Origin of the sequence: Marinoscillum pacificum (assembly GCF_024714495.1) — a bacterium.
GTDB classification, from domain to species: Bacteria; Bacteroidota; Bacteroidia; order Cytophagales; family Cyclobacteriaceae; genus Marinoscillum; species Marinoscillum pacificum.
Genome location: NZ_JAMZMJ010000003.1, coordinates 38586 through 62960 on the forward strand (window position 1 = coordinate 38586; position 24375 = coordinate 62960).

A 24375-nucleotide genomic window follows, 5' to 3' on the forward strand; every position below is an offset into this window, starting at 1 on the left:
ATACTGACAGTTCAGGATACTAAATGTGTCTAACAAAAGTATTTACGAGACATAATATAAACAATCGATTGCGTAAAAAAATCATAAAATATTTAATTAATAGGATTTGTGTATTGAATGAATAATAATGGAAACGATTGAAAAATGTGAATAACATAATTCAATTGCATCAATCGATGACAAGTGTTAAAACACTTGAGCTGTTTATTGAAAATGTGATAAGATCGTTTTCCTGAGTTATTTCAGTCATTTCACAGTCAATGTTTAAGGATGTTTTGTACAATTTCATGGCACTAGGTGTTTCATTATTTAATGTGAGGCTGATATTTGACACAGGAGTAGTACTATCATTGATAATAACGATTATCGTTTTTCCATCACCCTGATAAGCAGTTACTTTCAAATCTCTTGGTGATGTGAATTGGGTTTCAACTCGTTGATACCCTGGTCTGATGAATCTGGAATAGTGTGAATAGGCGTATCCTCTTTTTAAGATTGTATTAGTGGTAGTCCCTTCTGTTCCATCACCCAGGAATGAATAATATCTCTTGGTATACCACCAGATATAAGCGTGCCAGTTATAGGTCATAGCTTCATGGATGTCACTAAGCATTTGCATGGTTTCATCCCATTTGTCTTCATCGCTTCGTTGTTCCCAGGGAATAGCCCCACTTTGACCAGTGTTTAGGTTATACAAGTGCTCCGTCATCCAGATTTCTTTCCCTTTTTCTTCTGCTAAAGGAAATGGTTCTAATCCTCCGCCGTAAATATGCCCGGCTACTATATCAAAATTTTGGACTGCATCATCATCAGTAAGTAGTGCTCTGGTATAAGTCTGATCAAATTGAAAGCATTCTGGAGCTGCGATTTTGGCATTAATATTTGAGCCACCTTGTTCCTTAATGAAGTCTCTCATAGCAGTTGAGGACCAATCACATGATTCATAATTTACTTCATAGTCCGGTTCATTCTGAGGAGAAATGGCGTAGACATTTACACCTTCAGTGGACATGAAATTGATAAAACTGTTGATATGGTCTGCGTAAGCTGAATAGTTTTCTCTTAATAAGTGGCCACTGGTTCCATTTCCATTACTTTTTAATGCCGGTGGCGGAGACCAGGGAGATGCAAGGATTTTCACATCGCCATGAGCAAGAGCATTATTGGCATGATTAGCAATTAGTGGCCAATCGTTTTGATCGTATGGCAGTTTTACTCTGAAAATACTGAGACCTAATTGTCCGTCCCCTGTTCCAAAAGCTATTTCTGTTTCAGTATCATTTAGATATGCCGTAGGGGTGAAAATTCCATCTGCACCACCAAATCCGGCTATCTTTTGGAAAGTGTTGGAGGTATTGATGTTGAGAATGCTGGTTGGGGTTGTGGGATTTTCTGGATCAGGTTTCGGGTCTCCACCTCCGCCACAAGCAAGTAACAAGATGAAAGGAAGTGTTAGGAAAATTCTAAAATGATTCATCATGAATGTGTTTGTTATATTTACTAATTTACACAATCGATTGCGTTATGTTGTGAATTTTACTCAATTATGATGATTTCAAAAGATTACAAACCCCTTTTAATAGTGTTATTCTGTTTGATGGCAACTATTGCCAGATCAGAAATAAAGTTGCCTCAGTTAATTCAGTCTGGTATGGTGTTGCAACGAGAGTCCATCGTTACCATTTGGGGATGGGCTGATCCAGGAGAAGAGATTGTCATACAGTTTCAGAGGAAAAAGCATCGGACTTCTACTGATAAAGGAGGTAAATGGAGTTTACAGCTAGAGACAGGAAAGTCTGGAGGACCTTATACCATGGAGCTAACAGGAGATGGTTCAAGGATTACCTTGAATAATATTCTACTGGGAGATGTTTGGTTGTGCTCAGGTCAGTCTAATATGGTGCATAATCTTGGTCGGCACCAGGATCGATATCGGTATGAAATAGACAATGCTACGAATCCCGAAATTCGTCAGATTATTATTCCAGACCATCCGGTTTTGTCTGGTCCAGAGGATGAATTGAAGAATACTTCATGGAAGGAGGCAAATCCGGAAAATGTACTGGATTTCACAGTGGTAGGGTATTTTTTTGCAAATCATCTATATGATCAATATCAAGTGCCAATTGGAATCATTAAGTCGGCCGTTGGTGGTACACCCATACAGGCATGGATCAGTGAGGATGGGCTCAAAGATTTTCCAGATCTAACAGCTACTATCCAACAGAATAAGGATACAGCATACTTAAATGACATAAAAAAACGTGTAAGCGAAGCTAGAAAATCAGCATCGCCACCATCTGCAGATCAGGGACTTGTAGCTGAGATACCATGGTATTCGTTGGATTATCAACCTAAAGGATGGGATCGCATGAATATTCCAGGTTACTGGGAAGATCAGGGAGTCCGTGATTTGAATGGTACTGTTTGGTTCCGCAAAGAAATAGAGGTTCCGCAGACTATGGTAGGCCAGCCAGCTAGAATTGATATGGGAAGAATCATCGATTCAGATAATGTCTATATCAATGGTGAACGAATAGGAGGAACTGGATATCAATATCCGCAAAGGAGGTACGAGATCAAAGACGGTATTCTTAAGGAAGGCAAGAACCTGATCGTTGTTCAAGTAACCAACAATGGAGGAAAGGGAGGTTTTGTTCCTGATAAACCTTATCGATTATTTGCAGGCACCGATACTATTGATTTGAAAGGGTATTGGCAGTATAAGGTTGGTAATGTATTCAAGCCAATAAAAGGAGGCTACATTGGAGGAATTTCTGCTCAGAACCAACCTTCAGCGCTTTTTAATGGCATGATTGCACCTTTTACACCATATAAAATTAAAGGTGTGCTATGGTATCAGGGAGAAAGCAATACCTGGAGAGGTCAAGCTTACGACAAACTGATGAAAGCCTTGATTAGTGATTGGAGAAAGCAATGGAATGACCCAGAGCTTCCTGTATTCTATGCACAGTTACCCAATTATATGGATGTTAATTACTTGCCAGAAGAAAGTAGCTGGGCTGAACTTCGTTTTTCACAGTTTCAGGCTTTAGAAGTGCCAAATACCGCTATGGCAGTTACACTCAATCTGGGGGAATGGAATGACATTCATCCCGGTAATAAAAAGCCCATTGGAGATCGTTTAGCCTTAGCAGCCAGAAATATGGTCTATGAAGAACAAGATCTTGTCTATTCAGGACCTTTATATAAATCTGCTACCAGGGAAGGTAATAAGATTTATCTCTCATTTAATCACATAGGAGACGGCTTGGTATCAGATGATGGAGAATCGCTTAGGTGGTTTGCAATTGCCGGAGCGGACAAGGAGTTTGTGTGGGCTGAGGCCGAAATAGAAGGAGATCAAGTCATAGTTTGGAGTGAAGAAATCAACGATCCGGAATTTGTACGTTATGCGTGGATGGACAACCCTGCTCATGCCAATTTCTTCAATAAAAATGGTTTGCCAGCCTCTCCTTTTGAGGCGTCACTTCTAGTGAAGGAAAAAGGTCTTTGGAATGGTAAAAAAGCTGCGGTGGTCCTCACTTATGATGATGCTTTGGAAGTTCATTTGGATAATGTCATTCCTGAGTTGGATCGTAAAGGATTCAAAGGATCATTTTACCTCACAGCATCATCTCCTGGTAGCCAAGCCCGACTAAATGATTGGAAACGAGCAGCAGAAAGTGGACATGAATTGGGGAATCATACACTCTATCACCCATGCAACGGAGAGGGTAGAGACTGGATATCTCCAGCCAATGATCTGAGTCAATATACAACTGAGCAGATAGTGAGAGAAGTGAAGATGACTAATGTCTTTTTACAAGCACTTGATGGTCAAACCGAACGAACCTTTGCCTACACCTGTGGAGATACGCAGACAAAGGAGGGCTCATTTGTAAATGCCATAAAAGATGAGTTTGTAGCACTAAGAGGTGTTGATGGTGCAATCAACAAGATAGGGACAATGGACCTGAACAACCTCAATTGTTTTGTGGCTGATGGCAAAGGTGCTGATGATTTCATAGACTGGGTGGAACAAGCTAAAACTGAAAACGGTCTGGTTGTGATACTTTTTCATGGAGTAGGAGGAGGTCACAGCGGTAATGTGGATTTGGAAGAACACAATCGCTTTTTAACCTACCTGAAAGAACATCAGGAAGAGTTATGGATCACTACCACTCTCGAAGCTTCAAAACATATCAAAACATATCAAAAATAGAACCTACTATGTCTAAACCTACTAATGATGGGCTGCTAAAACCCCTTATGCAGCTGTTGATTTTAATTGTTTTGGGATTTATTCCCTGGAGTTGCAAAAGTCAAAACGAACCTGCTCCTGAGCAAGAGGAGAAATTGCGTGAATCTATTGAAATTCCTTTGGTTTTTAGCGACGAGTTTACAGGAAGCAAATGTACTGAGCCACCTCTTCCTTCCTTCGGTAATTTGGCATCTGTAGAAAATTTGACAAATCCATTTGAGTGGTCCGATGGATCCGGAATAGTGAATAGCTATGACGAGTGGAAGTGCCGTAGAGCTGAGATCAAAGCCGAGTTGGAACAATATGAGGTTGGTGTAAAACCTGGACGTCCAGAGGATATTAATGCAAGATATGCCAATGGAATTTTAACTGTAGATGTAACTGTCAATGGAAACACCTTAACACTGACCTCAGAAATCAGCCTTCCTAGTGGTAATGGCCCTTTTCCTGCCATCATAGGAATGGGAGGGCCATCAGGAAGTTTGCCAACGGATATTTTTTCATCCAGAGATATAGCCATGATCACTTTCAATTTTAGCCAGGTGATGCAGCACACTCAGAAAAGGGGTACTGAGCCGATTAATGCACTTTATCCAGATTTAACGTACATTGGATCTTATAGTGCCTGGTCCTGGGGCGTAAGTAGAATCATTGATGGATTGGAATTAGTAGTAGAAGACCTTCCAATCGATTTGGAGCACTTGGGTGTTTCTGGATGTTCCTTTGCAGGAAAAATGGCACTTTGGGCAGGAGCATTGGATGAACGAATTGCTTTAACCATAGCTCAGGAACCAGGTGGAGGAGGAGCTGCAGCATGGCGCGTTTCGGAGACGTTTGGCAATGTGGAAAAGATAGGAAATACCAATTATGCATGGTTCATTGAAGCGATGCGACAGTTTTCGGGAGCCAATGCTTCCAAACTTCCAATGGATCATCACGAGTTAGTGGCTATGGTAGCGCCACGTGCAGTGTTGATTTTAGGTAATCCAGATTATGAATGGCTGGCCGATGAGTCGGCCTATGTTTCATGTGAGGCTGCTCGTCGGGTATGGGTTTCCATGGATATTGCTGACCGATTTGGATATTCTATAGTAGGTGGACATGGCCATTGTCAATTGCCAAACAATCAGTTTCCGGAAGTTGAAGCCTTTGTCGACAAGTTTATGCTAGGTGATGAATCAGTCAATACTTCATTTGCGATTTCTCCGTTCGAAACGAATACCTCTGAATGGATCGACTGGGGAATACCAGATTTGAAATAAGAAAAGGATAATGATCTATAAAATGAAAAGACTCATTGCACTTATTTTGTCAATATTTTTGATTGGATTGACGCAAAATTTAAAGGCTGATTATCCGGTCGTTTCTCATAGATACCTTGCTGATCCTGCATCGCTCGTTTACAATGGGCGAGTGTATCTTTTCTGTTCCAATGACAATGACAATAGTGCCACTGGTAATGGAGATTACCGGATGTCTTCTATTGTCTGTGTGTCCAGTAGCGATTTGAAAAATTGGACAGATCATGGAGAGGTGTTCCGGGTTCCCAGAGATGCCTCTTGGGCCAACCTCAGTTGGGCGCCTTCTGCCGTTGAACGTGATGGGAAGTTTTATCTCTATTTCCCCAATGGTGCGAGCAATATTGGTGTTGCCGTGTCGGATAGACCTACAGGGCCTTATCAAGATCCTATTGGTAAGCCGCTTATTGATGCTGATACCCCTGGTGTTCAGCCTGCCGATAATATCTGGATTTTTGATCCAATGACTTTTGTGGATGATGATGGTAGGGCTTATCTGTATTTTGGTGGTAATGGCGAGAATAACATGCGGATTATCGAGTTGAATGAGGACCTGATCAGTACAAAAGGTGAGGCTACAACCTTTTTCGTGCCCAAATTTTTCGAAGCTGCCTGGATGCACAAACGTAACGGTATTTACTATTTTTCATATTCTACTTTGCCCGAAACAGGCCTGCGCATTGATTATATGACTAGTGATAATCCGACTACTGGATTCACTTATCAGGGAGTAATGTCTGGGCAACCACCTGAAAACAATAACAACAACCATCATGCAGTTTTTGAATTTCAAGGTAAATGGTATCAAGCCTATCACAACAGAATTGTGGCTCGAGAAGCTGGAATCTCGCCGAATTACCGCCGAAATATTTGCCTGGATGAAATATTGTACAATACTGATGGCACCATTCAGCAAATGGTCAACACGGAGGATGGAGTTTCACAAGTTGGGTATTTGAATCCCTACACCAAAGTAGAGGCAGAAACCATGAATGATCAAAGTGGTATAGAAACCGCATATTTTAATGATATAGGAATGGCAGTAACGAATGGAGGTGATGGTGATTGGATCAAAGTGAGAGGTTTGGATTTTGATGGGGAGATAACCAGTTCTTTTACTGGTTATTTTGCTGGTCTCAATGAAGGGTCTTCGTTGGAATTGCGGCTTGATACTGAAACAGGACCACTTATTGGAACGGTAGAGGTGGAGGCCACAGGAAGTGCTCAAACATGGCAGGAGCAGACCATTGAGATCAGCCAAAATGTGGAAGGTGTTCATGATCTGTATTTTATCTTTCGGGGTGGAGATGCAGAGACGCTGTTTACTATTGATTATTGGTATTTCAATACCAAACCGACGGTACTTTCAGCATCATTGAAACAGGGAGTTTCGGTTTACCCAAATCCTGCAAGAGATCATGTCAATTTGATTTTTGGTGATGATGCCAGACCTGTAGAGTGGATCATTCGTGACCTTAGCGGAAAGGTTTTGCTCCGGGGAGTTAAAGCTGGTGAAGAATCAATTAATGTGAGTTCTTTACAGCATGGAATTTATATGCTATCTGTGCGACAGGATGGACTATGGAACACTGAGCGATTGAGGATCGAATAGTCCGTAAAAACCTCCATGATTCAGATAGAACTATGGAGGTATTGTTAACTATTTCATGGAGTGAAGGATTCCTACTTCCAGACCTCTCAACTCTGCCAACGCCTTCAATCTGCCAATCGCTGAATATCCGGGATATGTCGTTTTATTTAAATCATCGAGCATTTGAAATCCGTGATCCGGTCTCATGGGTAAAGAAAGCTGTCTGCGATCCATGATATTGAGCACTTCTTTCACAATTGCTGGCATGTCTGCATCACCATTCAGATGTTCGGCTTCTTGAAAATTACCATATTCATCCATTTTGGTATTTCTCAAGTGTAGAAAATGTACCTGATTACCGAAGCGTTGTAGCATTTTTAGCAATTCATTATCCTTCCTGGCACCTAGAGAGCCGCTGCAAAAGCAAAGGCCATTAGCAGGTGAGTCAATGAAGGAAATGATGTCTTCAAGGTCTTGCTCTGTGCTGACAATTCTCGGTAATCCTAAAACAGAAACGGGAGGATCATCAGGATGAATTGCAAAGCAAATGCCATGTTTCTCCGCAATAGGAATGATTTCATTGAGAAAATCAGATAGGTGTTTTTTCAATAATTGCGTGTCTATATGAGCATATTTTGCCAGTTCGCTTAACACCAACTCTGGAGTAAATTTCTCATCACTTCCTGGCAATCCCAACATCATGTCATCAAACAATTTCTTGCGTTCATCATCTGATAGTTTGTTGAAATAGGTAGTAGCAGCTACAAGTTCTTCTTGGCTGTAATGGCTTTCTGCACCAGGTCTTTTCAGTAAGTAAACATCAAATGTTACAAAAGCATCTTTCTCAAATCGCAAGGTGCGAGAACCATCTGGTAACGTGAAATTTGGATGTGTCCTCAACCAATCTAGCACTGGCATGAAGTTGTAAGTTATCACCTTGATTCCCTCTGCTGCCAGATTAACTATGGAAGTCTTATAGTTCTCAATGAACCGTTTATAGTCTCCAGTTTGTCGCTTGATGTCATCATGAACCGGCAAACTCTCCACAACTTTCCACTCCAGTCCATGAGCTTCTATCATTTGTTTACGCTCTTGTATGGCTTCTCTTGTCCATACTTCGCCCACTGGTATCTGATGCAAGGCACTCACCACACCCGAGCATCCTGCCTGACGGATGTCAGAGAGGCTCACCACATCATTGGGACCATACCAACGCATGGTCTGGGTCATTCTAAATTTCATATTTTAATCAATTTACCACCTTGGTTTGATGCCTGGTGCGTACGGAAAAGTTAATTTTTTGTAATGATCAAGATCTTTCGGTGCAGGCTCCAGCATCGCAGGCCAGTCCTTTTTAGAATACGTCTGGAAATATAGCATGGAAGCATTTTTCCACCACTTGGCTTCATCCAGTTGAATGTTTAGCAGTTGCTCTACTTCCGCAAATAGATCTGGATCGATTTTAGACTTTAAGGAATGCCAGTCTTTTTGCATGTTTTTCACCGAATTGATTCCGGATTGGTACTTGAATCCAAGCTCATTCCATAGTGTTCTTCCAGATTTCATTTCATAATCCCATGGAACATGATGAAACCATAAGATGTATTTCTCAGGGCAACTTTTTAGATTTCCATATTTTCTGTTGAGTTCGCCGCTGTATTGTGCTACAGCGTTGCTTCCTGTTTTTGTACGATCAAAACCAATTCCGTTAGCATCTGATTTGTGATAGTAATATGGAGTCCAGTCTGCTCGCGAAAGATTGTCTACCCACGGAGCAGGGCCATAATGGTGACCAGTTCCCATGAGGTGGTGAAGTCCAAGTGGAGTCATATAATTGATTGACGCTTCCCATGAACTCATGAGCATTTTTGTGATAGTTGAGACAACTTGCGCATCATTTCCATATGAAGATTTGACCCATTCCTGAGCGATGTTTTCTGAGGATAACTGTGGGTCCCAGCTTAGCCTTCCAAAAGCAAACCAGTTGGACTGAGCCATAGGATGTCCGGTCCAGTTCAAGTCATTACCAATATTGGCTACTCCAGCGATACCAGTCATTTTATAGTCATGCAGACTTCCGTCAACCACTTTAGAAACTGTAGAGCCTTTTCCCTCTGTATAGGTGTCCGTGTCTAGTACTTCCTTGTACATCGGAGCCAGATAAACCAACTGAGTAGCTTGTCCAAGGTATTCTTGAGTAATTTGAAACTCCATCATCAGTGGAGTCTTCGGCATAGCCCCAAACAACGGATGAATCGGTTCTCTTGGTTGAAAATCGATAGGTCCGTTCTTTACTTGCACTAACACATTGTCTTCAAATTGACCGTCCAAAGGCTTAAATTCGGTGTACGCTTGCTTGGCGCGATCATCAGGCTCGTCCTCACTATAGACAAATGCACGCCACATGACTATACCACCATGTGGTTTCACGGCTTTGGCCAACATATTGGCGCCATCTACATGCGATCGGCCATAGTTTTGAGGGCCTGGTTGACCTTCAGAGTTAGCTTTTACCAGGAATCCACCAAAGTCCGGAATGATTTTGTAAACTTCTGCTGCTTTGTCATTCCACCATTTTTGCACTTCTTCATTGAGAGGATCTGCTGTTTTTAGTCCTCCAATTTCTATGGGAGCACTAAATCGTGCTGTTAGGTAAACTTTGATCCCGTAAGGACGAAACAGGTCGGCTAGTGCCTTGGTCTTTTCGATATAAGGTTTGGTTAAGATAAGTGCATTGGAGTTTACGTTCGTTAAAACCGTTCCATTGATTCCGATGGATGCATTGGCTCTGGCATAGTCACGGTATCTGGCGGGCAAATACCCAGGGAGTCGGTGCCAGTCCCAGATGGAAAACCCTGCATAACCTCTTTCAGATGACCGATCCAGATTGTCCCAATGGTTAAGTATGCGCACATCTATCGCAGGATTGCTGGTGATTTTGAGATCGTCTATAGAAGAGGAGGTCTGTAGCAAACGGATGAATTGAAAAGTCCCATAAAGTAGTCCGGAGGAGGAAGGGCTTGTGATCACAATTTGTTTATTGACCTTTTGGATAACAAAACCTTCCTGTTTAAGACTGGCTGTTTCGATGGCTTTTTTAAGGTCAGGTGAGAGTTTCGATGCAGGTAGGATAACCACATCAGCATTTTTTTGATCATATACTTGCTGGATGTCCTGATTGAGCAGCTTGGGAAGTGCATTGTCCAATTCGGTTGTAATAATATTACGCGTATCAGAAGCTTCAGCTATGAAATACGATTGAATGGAAGATTGATAAGAAGTTATTGCTGCACCATTTTCCAATTGATCGTAACCGAGCCATAAGTCATAGCCTGTTTGTGAATGTAAGGTGTTGAGTAGAATGGAGGAAAATAAGAAGGTATATAGGACTTTCATCATTGGGGAATCATCAATTGTTGTAGTGCAAGTTTAGTATTTATATAATATTTACACAATCGATTGTTTAAGTTTCTATTGTGTCGTAATTTTCCGCTCATGAAATCGAAATTCTTTAAGAGATTCGCTTTAATTCCATTAAAAAATAAGGTGACGTTCAATGTCTGCTTAGGACTGGCTTTGTTTTTTGAAGAATTATCAAAATCTCTAAAAATGAATTCATTAGTGTTGCTGAATGGCAATTGTCAGAGCAATAAATTCTTGATGTCATTGAAGGTTGCTATTGCAATTAGGCAAATTGTAAATCCAGTTTACAGATGGGAACATTGCTCAACTGGAACAAATCAACAGAATGCTTTCGATTTCATTCCATTTGCAAAACTCATTAATGTCTGATAAGAATGATGAAATCGATACAACTCTTACGATATAGGATTGGCCTTTTGATGATACTCAGTCTATGCTGGTCCATCACTTTTGGACAAAGCCCTATTGCTCAGGGAAAGCCTAAATGGTTAGGAAATATTTACAGCAGTGCACAGGTGACAGATTTCACTGAATATTGGAATCAGGTGACTCCCGAGAATGCCGGCAAGTGGGGTAGTGTGGAAGGTACCAGAGATGTGTTTAACTGGGGGCAATTGGACGCGGCCTATGCTTTAGCGAAAGACAATGGTTTTCCTTTTAGATTTCATGTGCTTTTTTGGGGTTCTCAGCAGCCGGGTTGGATTGCTACGCTAAGCAATGAAGAGCAGTTGGAGGAGATCAATGAGTGGATGGATGCCGTAGCAGAGCGTTATCCAGAAATTGATTATTTGGAGGTGGTCAATGAACCACTTCATGCACCACCTTCAGGCCTAACATCGGGTAATTATAGTAAGGCTCTTGGCGGTGGTGGAGTTACTGGTTGGGATTGGATCCTGGAAGCATTTAGATTGTCAAGGGAGAAATTTCCGAATGCCCAGTTAATGATCAATGATTACAACATAGTAGGAAGTACAAGTGAGACTACACGATATCTAAGAATCATTGAACTGCTACAAGAACAGAACTTGATTGATGCTATCGGAGTGCAAGCACATGCATTTTCGACAACTGGAGATGAGGAGGTAATCAAATCAAACCTGGATGCATTGGCTGCTACAGGATTGCCAATTATTGCCACCGAAATGGATATAGATGGGGGTACCAATGCTAGTAATGATGATCAACTGCAGCTAGAAGAGTACCAACGCATATTTCCAGTTTTTTGGGAACATCCATCCGTCATTGGAGCGACCTTGTGGGGGTGGAGACCAGGCCTTTGGAGGAATGATGAAGCAGCATATTTAGTACGAAGTAATGGTAGTGAAAGACCTGCTTTGGAATGGCTTAGATCGTATGTTGAGAATAAAACTGTCTTTGAGTTTGGAACAGTATTGTCGGCAGCAAACAAATCTCAAATTAAAGTATATCCAAACCCAATTACTACCCATTCATTTGAGTTGATCACCGATCAATCTTTTATTCGACTAGATCTATTGAATTTATTTGGTCAACAAGTATATACACAGGGTTCTGTGAATAGCGGTTCACAAACAATTGTGTTGGATAAGTCACTTTCATCAGGAGTTTACCTCCTACGATTACAGTCGGAGCAAGATGATGTATTCATAAAACGTTTGATCATTAAATAGCTTTTAAGCATATCTCATGAAAATGATAAAGACCTACATAGTTACGGTATTCCTTGGAGCATTGATGTGGTCCTGTCAATCTGATCAGGGGCAACACGAAGATGAAACACCTCAAAGCTTGAGAGAAGCATATGCTGATGATTTTCTCATCGGAACAGCACTGGGGTACAGTCAATTGATCGCTTCAAGTGAGAAGGAACAAGCATTAATTGCAGCTCAATTCAGTGTAGTTACACCTGAGAACATGATGAAGTGGGAGCGCATTCATCCAGAGCCTTATACGTTCAATTTTGGTTTGCCGGACAGTCTAATTGAACTGGCAAGCAGGAATAATCAAAAGGTATTTGGACATACCCTTGCCTGGCATAGTCAGACGCCGGATTGGCTGTTTGAAGATTCTCTTGGCAACCTGATCGATACTGCCACCTTATTTGCAAGGATGGAACACCACATCAATAACGTTGCTGGACGGTACAAAGGAAAGATTCTTGGTTGGGATGTGGTTAATGAAGCCTTAAATAATGACGGTTCTTACCGAAATTCCAAATACTATCAAATAGCTGGTGAGGAGTTCATTTTTAAAGCTTTTGAATATGCCGCCAAAGCCGATCCAAATGCAGAGCTGTACTACAATGATTACAGTATGAATGTACAGTCTAAGGTTGATGGAGCAGTTGAGATAGCGACTAAGGTTCGTGATAAGGGTCTTCGAATTGATGGGATTGGAATGCAAGGACATTGGGGGATAGACAGACCTTCTATTGACTTGATAGAACAAAGTATTCTAAAAATCCACGATGCAGGATTTAAAGTGGCGATAACGGAATTGGATATTGATGTTTTGCCAAACCCATATCGAATAGAAGGAGCCAACATTTCTGACAGTTTTGAGAACAATGCGGAGGCAAATCCATATGCTGATGGTTTGCCAGATTCAGTCAATCAAGCACATGCTCAGCGATATGAAGAGCTCTTCAAATTATTCTTAAAACACAAAGATAAAATTGATAGGGTTACTTTCTGGGGAGTACATGATGGGCATTCATGGAAGAATGACTGGCCTGCTAGAGGCCGCACCAATTACTGTTTGGTATTTGATAGAAATCTTGACCCGAAGTTGGCATATGATAAGATCATGACCTTAAAATCGGAAACACACTAACAAGTAAAAAAATGAGCAACGAATCCGGAAAACTCTCTGTCATAGAGAAGGTTGGTTACAGTTTAGGTGACCTGGCAGCTAATCTTGTTTTCCAAACACTGGTAACCTACCTGGCTTACTTTTATACCGATATTTATGGTCTGAAGACAGGTGACTCCTCAGCCATTATACTAACAGTGGGATTGATCGCAGCTTTCGCTTTTAACCCTATTGTGGGAGCAATAGCCGACAGAACCCGGTCCAGATGGGGGAAATTTCGTCCATGGATATTGTGGACAGCAGTACCTCTTGGTGTCATAGCTTTGTTGGCTTTTAGTACTCCAGATTTCTCATACAAAGGCAAGTTGATCTATGCAGCTGCCACTTATACCTTGCTTTTGTTGCTCTATGCAGCCAATAATCTTCCTTATTCTGCTCTGAGTGGTGTAATCACCGGTGACATGGGTGAGCGAAATAGTGTGTCTTCTTACCGGTTTGTGGCAGTAATGTTTGCTCAGTTTTTTGTGCAAGTCTTCATGTATCCATTGATCCTCAGCGCAGGCAATGGTGATAAATCTGCCGGAATTGAGATTGTGATGACTTATCTGGCAATCATCGGTACAGTGATGTTGTTGATCACCTTTTTCACTACCAAAGAGCGAATCGTTCCTAAAAGAGAGCAGGAATCTAGCGTGATGGAGGATTTGAAGGATTTAATGAAAAACAAACCCTGGCTGATCATGCTTACGTCTACTTTTCTGGTATTTGTCACACTAGCCATGAAAGGTGGTTCTTATGTGTATTATTTTGAGAACTATGTAGACAAGACTGCTTTGGCAGATTTCTTAAGCCCTGTTTTAGGCTTTCTCGGATCAATCGGGATGAATTTTTTCAGTGATGATCCTATATCGGCTGGTTTTGGAATTTTCAATGCTGGAGGAATTATCTTCATGATTGTGGGGATAACTCTTTCCAAAACACTAGCGGATAAATACGGCAAGAGAGACGTGTTCATGGCAGCACTTTTTGTGTCTACATTGTTTATTCTGTTTTTCGTGTTCTTTTCTCCAGATTCAATTGTCCTGATTTTCGGTTCGCAGATTCTACACGGATTTTTTTACGGAATCACCATTCCATTACTATGGGCAATGATTGCGGATGTGGCTGATTTTTCTGAATGGAAGAACAACCGAAGAGCAACAGCGATCATTTTTTCAGCCATGATGATTGGTTTGAAGGGAGGACTTAGTGTAGGAGGAGCTTTAGTTGCCTGGATTCTGGGTGTTTATCAATACATACCAAAAGAGGATATTACTGAATCATTTGTTGGACAGCCCGAAACGGCGGTTGAAGGGACTCGACTGCTGGTAAGTATATATCCATCAATTCCATTTTTCTTATGTATAGGATTACTATTCTTCTATGAGATCAATAAGAAAATGGAATCCAAAATTGAGGCTGATTTAAAACTTAAAAGAGTTTAATTATGGCGGATGAATTTGATCATATAGATTTTGAAGAATTAAATACTAAGGCAATTTCTCAGCCCTTGGTAACTCATATATATACTGCAGATCCCTCTGCGCATTATTTCAATGGCAAGATTTACATATATCCGAGTCATGATATTGATGGAGGGGAGGCATTTGATGATTTGGGAAGTCACTTTAAAATGAGGGATTACCATGTCTTTTCTATGGATTCTGTGGATGGAGATGTGACGGATCATGGTGTTGCGCTGGATGTGGATAATGTGAAATGGGCTGCAAAACAAATGTGGGCTCCTGATGCGCATGAAAAGGATGGTAAATACTATCTATATTTTCCAGCTAAAGATCATGAGGGCATTTTTAGAATTGGAGTGGCCGTGAGTGATCACCCAACAGGGCCTTTTGTGGCACAACCTGAGGCAATTAAAGAGAGTTTTTCGATAGATCCTGCAGTATTTAAAGACGATGACGGAAGTTACTATCTGTACTTTGGCGGACTATGGGGCGGTCAGCTTCAACGTTGGAGAAACGGATTTTATAATTCTGAGCAGGCGGAAAGTCCAACGGCTCATTTGCCTGAAGATCATGAGCCAGCCTTAACAGCGATGGTAGCTAAACTGAAAGAGGATATGCTGGAGTTTGATGAGACTCCTGTTAATGCTCTGATTCTTGATGAAAATGGTGAGCCTCTATTAGCTGGTGATAATGAACGAAGGTTTTTTGAAGGAGCCTGGATGCATAAGTATAAGGGGAAGTATTATTTGTCTTATTCTACAGGAGATACACATTTTCTATGTTATGCTACTGGTGATAGTCCATACGGTCCATTTACTTACAGAGGACAGATTCTTGGGCCGGTAGTGGGGTGGACCACCCATCATTCCATTTGTGAGATTAAAAATAAGTGGTATCTGTTTTATCATGATTCGATACTCTCTGAAGGGAAGACGCATTTACGATGCATCAAGGTAACTGAATTGGAGTATGAAGAGGATGGAACTATCAGAATGATTGATCCTTATCCGGGATTTGATTCTGATAAATTGATTTAAATAATTCTTGACCGATTGATATTTTTTTATTCGCGCAAATCAATCGATTGATTAAGGAGAATTATTGTAATTTATTACACGATAACAAATTTGAAAATAATGAATTTTTATAAAGATAAGGTAGTAGTTGTGACCGGTGGAGCTGGTGTTTTGGGCAGTAGCATGGCGAGATGTTTTTATGAGCTGGAAGCTCAAGTGGTGTTGATAGATCGCAATGAGGACGCTCTCAACGATTTACTGAAAGAGTTACCGAATGCAAAAAGTTTCATTGGTGATGTTCTTAATCAAGAAAGCATCACTGGTATTAAAGATCAGGTAATTAAGGAGTTTGGTCGGGTAGATGTGTTGCTCAATGTAGCAGGTGGAAACGTAGAAGGTGCAACGCAGAGAGAAGACCAAACGGTGTTTGATATTGATAGTGGCCTGATTGATAAAGCAATACAACTAAACCTTCATGGGACCATTTATCCTTCACTGGTTTTTGGTGAAATGATTGCTAAAAATGAAAATGGAGGATCTATTATCAATATTTCGTCTATGGCTACATACAGTGCCATTACACGGGTCATGGGTTATTCTATAGCCAAATCGGGTGTGAACTCACTGACACAATGGATGGCTTGTGAATTGGCTAGAAATTATGGAGATAAAGTGCGTGTCAATGCGATTGCACCTGGATTTTTTATTGGAAACCAAAACAGAAAACTGTTGCTCAATCCTGATGGAAGTCTCACTTCCAGAAGTGAAAAGGTGATTAATAAAACCCCAATGGGTCGATTTGGAAGTATAGATGAATTGAACGGGGCTGTAAAGTTCCTATGCGGAAATGAAGCCACTTTCATCACCGGTGTTGTTCTTCCAATAGATGGTGGTTTCAGTGCATTTAGTGGGGTATAAACTGATTGTTATGAAACACCTTTCACTTGTTGCTTTGTTCATGATTTCTATGAGTAGTTTGTTTGCACAGGAATTTGTGTCGTTCTCGCCTTTAAAAAATGCTTTTACGCTTTCTGAACCCGGACAGCAGATCTCTATTCTTGTTGCTGCTGAAGATTACAAAGGAGTGCACAGAATAGTTGAAATGTTCAAAAAAGATCTGGAAGAAGTTACTGGTAACACTGTTAAAGTAATTCAGAAAGTTTCGGACGTTTCTGGTCAAGTGATAATTGTTGGAAGTACAGATAAAAGCTCGTTCATCCATCAGCTAAGGGACTCTAAGAAGTTCAAAACGGATGATTTAGAAGGAAAGTGGGAAAAGTTTATCGTGACCAGTGTTTCCCAGCCATTTGAAGGAATAAGGAATGCTTTGGTTATTGCCGGGAGTGATAAGCGAGGTGCTATTTTCGGAATGTTCGAGCTTTCTCGTCAAATTGGTGTTTCACCTTGGTATTGGTGGGCGGATGCACCTATTGTCAAAAACTCCAGTATTTACATTAAGCCAGGTAGACATACTAAAGGTGAGCCGGATGTGAAGTATCGAGGTATTTTCATCAACGATGAAGCGCCCGCCTTGACAGGTTGGGTAGGAGAGAAGTTCGGTGAATTTGGTGCAGCGTTTTATTCACAAGTATTCGAATTAATTCTAAGATCTGGCGGCAACTATCTATGGCCTGCCATGTGGAGACCAAGAGCTTTCTCCGCTGATGATCCAGAAAATGCTCGATTGGCTGACGAGCTGGGAGTAGTTATCTCCACAAGCCATCATGAACCACTCATGAGAGCACATGATGAGTGGGGACGAGAGGATAATGGAGCCTGGAATTTTCAGACCAATAAGGAAAAGCTAAACGAGTTTTGGAAAGGCGGTATTGAGCGCATGGGAAAATACGAAAGTGTGGTTACTGTGGGCATGCGTGGCGATGGAGATGAGGCCATGTCTGAGGATGCTGCTGTGCCTTTGCTACAAGAAATCATTGCTGAACAAAGAGATATTATTGAAGAAGTGACGGGGAAGCCCGCAGCTGAGACGCCACAGGTTTGGGCGATTTACAAAGAAGTGCAGGATTATTATGATCAGGGCATGAGAGTGCCTGAAGATATCATGGTGCTGTTCTGTGACGACAATTGGGGGAACGTGAGAATATTGCCAAAGAAGGAGGATTTGGGACGTTCAGGTGGGTTTGGCATGTATTATCATTTCGACTATGTAGGAGGTCCGGTTTCTTACCGCTGGCTCAATGTCACGCAGATTGAGCGGACGTGGGAGCAAATGAATCTGGCTTACGATTGGGGAGTGAAGGACCTGTGGATTGTCAATGTTGGGGATATCAAGCCTATGGAGCTTCCGATCAGCTTTTTTCTTGATTTTGCGTGGGATGCATCCACGATGGAGGCAAAGGACTTACCAGTATATTACTCCAAATGGGCAAAGCTTCAGTTTGGAGGGGAATATGCTGAAGAAATTGGGGAGATACTATCTCTGTATACCAAATACAATGCGCGCCGAACACCAGAAATGCTGAAGCCAGATACATACAGTTTATTCTATTATCGAGAAGCGGACCGTGTGCTTGCTGAATATCAGGACTTGCTAAAGCGAAGTGAAAGTATCTATGAAAAACTACCTGCCAGCCATCAATCAGCATTCTATCAGTTGGTCCTTTCGCCAGTAGCTCTATGCGCTAATCTGAACGAAATGTATATCGCTGCAGGAAAGAATCAGGCTTATTCCAGGCAAGGAAGGGCTTCGGCCAATTTTTATGCGGATAAGACCAAAGAGCTTTTCTTTAAAGATGATGAACTCACTGAAGCTTATCATCAGAATAATGATGGTAAGTGGAATCACTTCATGGATCAGGTACACATTGGCTATGAAAGCTGGAACAATCCTTCAAATGATAAAATGCCTGCCGTTTCCTACATTCAAGTAGATGAAAATCCTTCGCTGGGATATGTGGTAGAGCATGGAGCAGAATCTAGATGGTCAAAAGGTGGATTGTTTAGCAACGGCTTCTCTTCTTTTGATCCGATCAATGATCAGCACTATTACCTGGAAGTGTTTAATAGAGGAGGAGGCGAACTAAGCTATGAATTGAGTGCCTCGGAAGATTGGATTCTGTTATCCAAAACGAGTGGCAAGGTAAAGTATGAGGAGAGAATTGAGGTAAGCATAAAGTGGGACAAGGTTCCTGCTGATGTAGAAAAAGGTCAAATTTCATTGAAGCAAAATGGATCAGATAGGACTTATACGATCGAGGTTCCTGTTCGTCAGAGTTTGCCAGAGACGAAAGGGTTTGTGGAAAACAATGGAGTGGTTTCCATTCCAGCGACAGCTTACTCTTTCAAACAAAGCGCAAAAGAGATTCAATGGGTGAAAGTGTCTAATATGGGTAGAACAGGTTCTTCCATGACCATAGAGCCAGCCAATGCTCTTCAGCAGTCAATTGGTAAGAATACGCCATTACTCGAGTATGAATTTACCTTGCTTGATGGTGGGGATTTAAAACTGAAAACCTATGTTTCGCCAACATTGAACTATAAGAAAAATGAGGGTTTGAAATTTGCCATATCTATTGATGATGAAGAACCACAAATCATCAATATACATGCGGGTGAAACCCAGCCGGATTGGGAGTATCCAAAATGGTGGAATGATTCCGTGACGGACCACATTAAAAAAATGACATCAGACCATTCCAATATTTCTGCGGGTGTTCATACGCTCAAAGTTTGGATGATTGATCCTGGAGTTGTTTTTCAGCAATTTGTTATTGACGCAGGTGGATTAAAATCAAGTTACCTCGGGCCACCAACGAGTAAAATGAAATAAAAAATATTCAGCGTGAGATTAGGCGACCATGTTTTGAGGCTGTATTAAAAGGGGCTTTTAATGCAGCCTCTATTATGTTCTAGTTGCTTAGTTTGAGGTTTTAACTGATGAACCTCTTATGATTAATTCGGTGTCCAACGTGATGACTTCAGGTGCATGTTCGGTGATGTTAAGTACATGCTCGGCAGCTATTTTTCCCATCATCACAGGAGGTTGTGATATCGTGGTAAGTGGTGGGTCCACAACGGATGCGATTGGATCATTGTTAAAACCAACAACTGCCAATTGTTCTGGAACCTTAATTCCCATCTCTTTTGCCAACAAAATAGTGCTTACGGCTGTAGAGTCAATAGCAGCAAAAATAGCATCAGGACGATTCTTTTTGGTTAGTAATGTTCTTGCCATGTCGATACTATTTTCCTCGTTCAATGAAGGAGCACTTACAATCAATTCCTCTTCCACAGTCAAGCCATATTTTTCTAAAGCAGCCAGATAACCAGCCTTTCTTTGTTGGAAAATGAATTTTCCTTTACCAGTAATATGACCTATTCGTTTGTTGCCTTGCTGAATGAGGTGTTCTGTAGCTTTAAAGGCAGACTCAAAGTTGTCTATTATGACCTTGTCTCCAACCAAATCCGTAGGTACTCGATCTACAAAAACAATAGGGATGCCTCTCTTTTTAAAAGGCTCAAAATGGCTAAAATCTTCTGTTTCAATTGCTAAAGAAATGATTAGCCCTTCCACACGACTATTCAGCATGTTATGAACAATCTCTTTTTCCAAATCCTGTTTGTCATGCGTTTGGGAGATGATTACATTGTAACCCTTAGATCGGGCAATGGATTCAATTCCTGATATCATAGAAGAGAAGAAAGGCTGATTGATCCAGGTAACCACGACACCCAGAGTGAAGGTGTTTTGCTGACGTAATTTGGCAGCAAATGAATTGACCTGATAGCCCATTTCTTCCGCATACTTTTTAATTTCTGCGGTTCTCTTTTTGCCGATACTCTTATGACCTTTTAGCGCCCTGGAAACGGTAGAAGCGGAAACACCAAACTCCTTTGCTATGTCATAAATAGTGATGTCTTTCTTCATTAAATCTTTCGGATTCTCGTTATCTCAGCACTTATAGGTGAAGATGTGAAATTGAATTATTGATTGTTCTGTGCGCAAATTTGGCCTTTTTTATGAGAATTTAATGAATTTAGTCGTTCACAATACCAGTGACTAGTTGGAACCAGGCAATTTTTTTAATCTTATTCTAATATTGGTACACTGAAAAAGTGGATCGCATTATTTTCAAATACTCGATCTTCAGCCATGTTAATATTTGATAAGTCAATTTGCTAAGCATATTTTTGTACACATATTAAAACATTGAATTATGGCTGATAAACCAATCACCTCGTTTATTGAGAAACACTTTCTTCACTTCAACTCCGCGGCATTAGTAGATGCAGCCAAAGGCTATAAGAGCCATTTGGAAAGTGGTAAGAAGATGTTGATTTCCCTTGCTGGTGCTATGAGTACTGGAGAACTGGGAATTTCTCTGGCTGAGATGATTCGCAATGACAAAGTTCAGATCATATCTTGTACAGGTGCCAACTTGGAGGAAGATTTGATGAATTTGGTCGCTCATACACATTATAAAAGAATTCCTAATTACCGTGATTTAACACCAGAGCAAGAGCGTGAGTTGTTAGATCAAGGATTGAATAGAGTAACTGATACGTGTATTCCTGAAGAAGAAGCGTTCAGAAGACTTCAAGAGCATATCTTCAAGATATGGAAGGATGCTGAAGATGCTGGTGAGCGTTTCTTCCCTCATGAGTTCATGTACAAATTGTTGAAATCTGGGGTTTTGGAGCAGTATTATGAAATTGATCCAAAAAACAGCTGGATGCTTGCCGCAATGGAGAAGAACTTGCCAATGGTAGTTCCAGGTTGGGAAGATTCTACCATGGGTAACATATTCGCTTCGTATTGTATCAAAGGTGAGTTGAAGCCAAGCACCATGAAGTCCGGTATCGAATACATGACTTTCTTAGCTGACTGGTATTTGAAAGAAGCAGGTTCTGAAGGTATTGGATTCTTCCAAATTGGTGGAGGTATTGCCGGTGATTTCCCAATTTGTGTAGTGCCAATGCTGTATCAGGATTTAGAGAAAGAAGATGTGCCTTTCTGGAGTTACTTCTGCCAGATTTCTGACTCAACTACGAGTTATGGTTCTTACAGTGGAGCTGTTCCAAATGAGAAAATTACCTGGGGTAAACTGGATGCCGATACACCTAAATTTATTGTAGAATCAGATGCGACCATTGTGGCACCGTTGATTTTTGCTTACGTTTTAGGTTGGTAATTCTCAACTATAGAATATTGATACGAGTCTCCTTGAGGTATTAAGGAGACTTTTTTTATGCCTTAGTTTTTAATCTTAGGCTCCATTTCGCCACGCATGAACTGGTTATATTCTTCACATGTGATGTAGGGTTCGCCTGCAGAGTAAGGACATGTTTGATAGAGCGTTTCGAATGCTCCTTTTTTGAAAACCACTCCCTCACCTTTACATACAGGACAAATGATTTTGTCCATGCCTCCACAGTCAAATTCTCCACTGGTCAAACTTTCCATCATCGCTTCGCTACTTGCTTTAGCTTTCTTAATATAAGCTTCTTCGGCCAGATTAAGTGTGGAAACAGCTTCATCATAAAAGCGTCCTTGTGTTCCTTTTAGTTGGATGTATTTGTTCAGCCAGTTGATACTTTGCTTGTATTTGCTCAGGTGATAACTGTTTTTCCCGAAGTAAAAAGCTAAGTCTGTTGGAACTGCAGTAATATTTTTGAGAATATCTGTAAACTCGTCATTTGCTTTTTCATATTCACCCATGTTCATCATGTCCACAGCCTGGTCTATTCTTTTAGAAAAGTAACCATCCACAGGAGTTTGACTAAAGAGGACTGAAGAAATAAGAATGAAAAGTACGGATTGAATTGATTTCATGAACTACTGTTAAAAACACACGGGTTGCAAAAATAAGCACCTCAAAGCTAAACGTAACAAAAGCTATGGCTGGTATCTTTTGTCAGGCAATCTATTCACTTTAAATTCGTAAAAAACATTAAAATATGGAAAAAGCGTTAACCCAGGATCAACTCACCCCCGCTTCAGTTGATTTTTTGCCTATCAATGGTACGGACTACTTAGAAATTTATGTAGGTAATTGCAAACAGGCTGCCCACTTCTATAAAACAGCCTTTGGTTTTCAGGATTTAGCTTATGCAGGTTTGGAAACAGGTTTGAAAGACCGGGAATCTTACGTTTTGGTTCAGGATAAGATCAGGCTAATCTTGACATCTCCACTGAAGTCTGGTACAGCAATTGGTGAACATATCGATAAGCATGGAGACGGTATTAAAGTAGTTGCTCTTTGGGTCGATGATGCTCGTCAGGCTTACGAAGAAACGATCAAGAGAGGAGCCAAGTCATACATGGAGCCAGTAGTAGAGACGGACGATACAGGCGAAGTGGTAAAGGCTGGTATTTATACTTATGGAGAGACGGTGCATATTTTTATTGAGCGTAAAAACTATCATGGCATTTTCTTACCAGGTTATAGAGAATTGAAGACGAGTTACCATCCATCTATTGTTGGGTTGAAATATGTCGATCATATGGTAGGTAATGTCGGCTGGGGTGAAATGAAAACCTGGGTCAATTTCTATGCTGACGTGATGGGCTTCACACAGTTGGTTTCGTTTGATGATAAGGATATTTCTACTGAATATACTGCGCTCATGAGTAAGGTGATGAGTAATGGAAATGGCCGAATCAAATTCCCTATTAATGAGCCAGCAGAAGGTAAAAAGAAGTCTCAGATAGAAGAATATTTGGATTTTTACGAAGGTGCAGGAGTGCAGCATATTGCGGTAGCAACTGATAATATTGTAGAGACGGTTACAGCACTGAGAGATAGAGGTATTGAGTTTTTAAGAGTTCCAAGCACTTATTATGATGATTTGCTCGACAGAGTAGGTGAAATTGATGAAGACTTAGAGCCGTTAAAAGAACTGGGAATTTTGGTGGATCGTGATGATGAGGGATACCTGTTGCAGATCTTCACTAAACCAATTGAGCCAAGGCCTACACTTTTCTTTGAGATTATTCAACGAAAAGGAGCTAAGTCTTTTGGGAAAGGAAACTTCAAAGCGTTATTTGAAGCGATAGAAAGAGAACAAGAAATTCGTGGAACCCTATAATATTTAGGGTTTCTTACGTTTGAGGATTAGGTAAATGAGGTTTTAGAATCTCGAAAAATTTGTGTGTATGAATAGGAAGTATGTTTTAATACTGTTCTTCTTGATGGGAGTGGTGATAGTTGGCTATGGGCAGTCTACACGCGATGTAAATACTCCAAAAGCTCCTGCTCCAAGATATCAGGCTTTCAAAAAAGAGAAGAAAGGTTTTATGTTTGGTCTGTTTAAGAAGAAGCAAAAACCACAGTTTAAAACATATCAAGAGGAATCTGAAGATTTTCGAGAGCGAGTTTCAGCAGTGCTGGAGCAAAAAGCCAAAGAAGAGCGAAAAATGAATAAAGCTCGCTACACTAATCCTTTATATTTTGGTCATAAAAAGCCTCCCAAGAAGAGGAAGAATGGAAAGAAAAAGTTCTGTAAAGAATGTGGTCTTTGGCATTAA

General features: G+C 40.9%; 17 protein-coding genes. 12 read left to right on the forward strand and 5 right to left on the reverse strand.

Annotated elements, in window-relative coordinates:
• Positions 1-169: 169 nt before the first annotated feature.
• Positions 170-1480, reverse strand: a complete 1311-nt coding sequence (locus tag NXS00_RS09470; protein WP_258098939.1) for a glycoside hydrolase — start codon at positions 1478-1480, stop codon at positions 170-172.
• Positions 1481-1546: 66 nt separating this feature from the next.
• On the opposite strand from NXS00_RS09470, the gene NXS00_RS09475 reads away from it, so the two are divergent.
• The 3 genes from NXS00_RS09475 to NXS00_RS09485 are packed head-to-tail and all read left to right on the forward strand — an operon-like array spanning position 1547 to position 7174.
• A complete protein-coding gene (locus tag NXS00_RS09475; protein WP_258098940.1) occupies positions 1547-4225 on the forward strand; it encodes a sialate O-acetylesterase in 2679 nt (892 codons plus the stop codon).
• An 8-nt stretch (positions 4226-4233) separates the two neighbouring features.
• Positions 4234-5526, forward strand: coding sequence for a glucuronyl esterase domain-containing protein (locus tag NXS00_RS09480; RefSeq protein WP_258098941.1), 1293 nt, complete (start codon positions 4234-4236; stop codon positions 5524-5526).
• 22 nt (positions 5527-5548) lie between these two features.
• Positions 5549-7174 (forward strand): family 43 glycosylhydrolase, encoded by a 1626-nt coding sequence (locus NXS00_RS09485; RefSeq protein ID WP_258098942.1) that lies wholly within the window; start codon positions 5549-5551, stop codon positions 7172-7174.
• 48 nt (positions 7175-7222) lie between these two features.
• Here the strand turns inward: NXS00_RS09485 and uxuA are convergent, their stop codons facing one another.
• Together uxuA and NXS00_RS09495 are read right to left on the reverse strand one after the other, a co-directional pair.
• Positions 7223-8395, reverse strand: coding sequence for a mannonate dehydratase (gene uxuA, locus NXS00_RS09490; RefSeq protein ID WP_258098943.1), 1173 nt, complete (start codon positions 8393-8395; stop codon positions 7223-7225).
• Positions 8396-8407: 12 nt separating this feature from the next.
• Positions 8408-10552 carry an alpha-glucuronidase family glycosyl hydrolase gene (locus NXS00_RS09495; RefSeq protein WP_308708860.1) on the reverse strand — a complete coding sequence of 715 codons (2145 nt, stop codon included), beginning with the start codon at positions 10550-10552 and terminating at the stop codon, positions 8408-8410.
• Positions 10553-10950: 398 nt separating this feature from the next.
• Between NXS00_RS09495 and NXS00_RS09500 the strand changes: the two genes are divergently transcribed.
• The 6 genes from NXS00_RS09500 to NXS00_RS09525 all read left to right on the forward strand — a co-directional run bounded on the left by NXS00_RS09500 (position 10951) and on the right by NXS00_RS09525 (position 19677).
• Positions 10951-12225 (forward strand): endo-1,4-beta-xylanase, encoded by a 1275-nt coding sequence (locus tag NXS00_RS09500; RefSeq protein WP_258098945.1) that lies wholly within the window; start codon positions 10951-10953, stop codon positions 12223-12225.
• A gap of 16 nt (positions 12226-12241) precedes the next feature.
• Positions 12242-13387 (forward strand): endo-1,4-beta-xylanase, encoded by a 1146-nt coding sequence (locus NXS00_RS09505; RefSeq protein ID WP_258098946.1) that lies wholly within the window; start codon positions 12242-12244, stop codon positions 13385-13387.
• Between the two features lie 11 nt (positions 13388-13398).
• Entirely contained in the window at positions 13399-14850 is a 1452-nt protein-coding gene (locus NXS00_RS09510) for an MFS transporter (RefSeq protein ID WP_258098947.1), read from the forward strand.
• A 2-nt stretch (positions 14851-14852) separates the two neighbouring features.
• Positions 14853-15908, forward strand: coding sequence for a glycoside hydrolase family 43 protein (locus NXS00_RS09515; protein WP_258098948.1), 1056 nt, complete (start codon positions 14853-14855; stop codon positions 15906-15908).
• A 99-nt stretch (positions 15909-16007) separates the two neighbouring features.
• On the forward strand, positions 16008-16805 hold the full coding sequence (locus NXS00_RS09520) for an SDR family oxidoreductase (protein ID WP_258098949.1): 798 nt from the start codon (positions 16008-16010) through the stop codon (positions 16803-16805).
• A 10-nt stretch (positions 16806-16815) separates the two neighbouring features.
• Complete coding sequence (locus NXS00_RS09525) at positions 16816-19677, forward strand: glycosyl hydrolase 115 family protein (protein WP_258098950.1); 2862 nt, start codon at positions 16816-16818, stop codon at positions 19675-19677.
• A gap of 87 nt (positions 19678-19764) precedes the next feature.
• On the opposite strand, the gene NXS00_RS09530 is transcribed toward NXS00_RS09525, so the two are convergent.
• Positions 19765-20775 carry a LacI family DNA-binding transcriptional regulator gene (locus tag NXS00_RS09530; RefSeq protein ID WP_258098951.1) on the reverse strand — a complete coding sequence of 337 codons (1011 nt, stop codon included), beginning with the start codon at positions 20773-20775 and terminating at the stop codon, positions 19765-19767.
• 289 nt (positions 20776-21064) lie between these two features.
• Here NXS00_RS09530 and NXS00_RS09535 point away from each other — a divergent pair, with 289 nt between their 5' ends.
• Positions 21065-22039, forward strand: coding sequence for a deoxyhypusine synthase family protein (locus NXS00_RS09535; RefSeq protein WP_258098952.1), 975 nt, complete (start codon positions 21065-21067; stop codon positions 22037-22039).
• 62 nt (positions 22040-22101) lie between these two features.
• Here NXS00_RS09535 and NXS00_RS09540 read toward each other — a convergent pair whose 3' ends face one another.
• Positions 22102-22680, reverse strand: coding sequence for a hypothetical protein (locus tag NXS00_RS09540; protein ID WP_258098953.1), 579 nt, complete (start codon positions 22678-22680; stop codon positions 22102-22104).
• A gap of 125 nt (positions 22681-22805) precedes the next feature.
• Here NXS00_RS09540 and hppD point away from each other — a divergent pair, with 125 nt between their 5' ends.
• Together hppD and NXS00_RS09550 are read left to right on the forward strand one after the other, a co-directional pair.
• Positions 22806-23936: a 4-hydroxyphenylpyruvate dioxygenase gene (gene hppD, locus NXS00_RS09545; RefSeq protein WP_258098954.1), complete on the forward strand. Its 1131-nt coding sequence runs from the start codon at positions 22806-22808 to the stop codon at positions 23934-23936.
• Positions 23937-24003: 67 nt separating this feature from the next.
• Positions 24004-24375, forward strand: a complete 372-nt coding sequence (locus NXS00_RS09550; RefSeq protein WP_258098955.1) for a hypothetical protein — start codon at positions 24004-24006, stop codon at positions 24373-24375.